The organism is Deinococcus pimensis DSM 21231 (genome assembly GCF_000519345.1).
Taxonomy (GTDB): Bacteria; Deinococcota; Deinococci; order Deinococcales; family Deinococcaceae; genus Deinococcus_A; species Deinococcus_A pimensis.
Window position 1 is genome coordinate 415,427 of record NZ_KI912671.1, and the last position, 1,181, is coordinate 416,607.

The 1,181-nt window shown below is 74.4% G+C and carries 1 protein-coding gene and 1 pseudogene; both read left to right on the top strand.

Annotation, left to right across the window (positions count from 1 at the left end; all coding sequences use genetic code 11):
• Nucleotides 1-620: glycoside hydrolase family 88 protein (locus DEIPI_RS33555; RefSeq protein WP_045234851.1), on the top strand; the 620-nt coding region annotated here is incomplete at its 5' end.
• Nucleotides 621-1,017: 397 nt separating this feature from the next.
• Nucleotides 1,018-1,181 (top strand): annotated as a pseudogene (locus DEIPI_RS42310) (DapH/DapD/GlmU-related protein); the annotation flags it as partial.

Genomic DNA, 1,181 nt, shown 5'->3' on the forward strand with positions numbered 1-1,181 from the left:
TGCGCGACGCCGCCGCCCGGCACGCCCTCACGTCCGCGCGGCACCTCGTCAGGGCGGACGCCTCCACCGTCCACACCTTCCGCTTCGACCCTGACACCGGAGCGCCGCAGGGCGGCAGCACCCACCAGGGCGCCCGTGACGACAGCGCCTGGGCGCGCGGGCAGGCGTGGGGCGTGTACGGCTTCGCCCTCAACCACGCCCTCACCGGCGGGCAGGCCTACCTCGACGCGGCGCGCCGCGTCGCCGACCACTTCCTCACACGCGTCCCCGCCGACGGCGTCGTCTACTGGGACCTCAGCTTCGGCGACGGTAGCGGCGAGGAGAAGGACAGCAGCGCCAGCGCCATCGCCGCGTGCGGGCTGCTCGAACTCGCCCGCGTCTGCCCGGACGCCGAGGGTCGCGCGCGGTACCACACCGCGGGCGTCGCCACGGTGGAGGCGCTCGCCCGGCGCTACGCCGTGGAACCCCAACAGGACGGGCTGCCGCGCGCGCTCCTCGCGCACGGCGTGTACGGCAAGCCCCAGGGCGCCGGGATCGACGAGGGCAACCTGTGGGGCGACTACTTCTACCTCGAGGCGCTCGCCCGGCTCACCCGCGCGTGGACGCCCTACTGGAGGTGACCACGTGAGTGAAGAAGCGCACCGGCACGACTTCCTCCCCTGGGAGTACGCGCCGCACGCCACGAGCGAGGAGCGCGCCGCGCAATGCGAACGGCAGGCGCGCGTGCCGAACGCGACGTTCGGCGAGGACTGCTTCGTCTCCCCCCTCGCGGGCGTCTTCCCGGACCGGCTCGTCCTCGGGGACCGCACCTACGTCGCCGCGCACGCCTACGTCACCGGGGACGTCAGCGCCGGCGCGGACTGCACCGTCAACCCCTTCGCCGTCGTCCGCGGCCTCGTCCGGCTCGGCCGTGACGTCCGCATCGGCGCGCACGCCAGCATCCTCGGCTTCAACCACCGCTTCGACGACCCCGAACGGCCCGTCTGGCACCAGGGCCTCGACGTCAGGGGCGTCACGATCGGCCATGACGTGTGGATCGGCTCGCACGCCGTGATCCTCGACGGCGTCGAAGTCGGCGATCACGCCGTCATCGCCGCCGGCGCCGTCGTCACCCGCAACGTCCCCGCGTACGCCGTCGTCGCGGGCAACCCCGCGCGCACCCTGCGCGACCGCCGCGACCC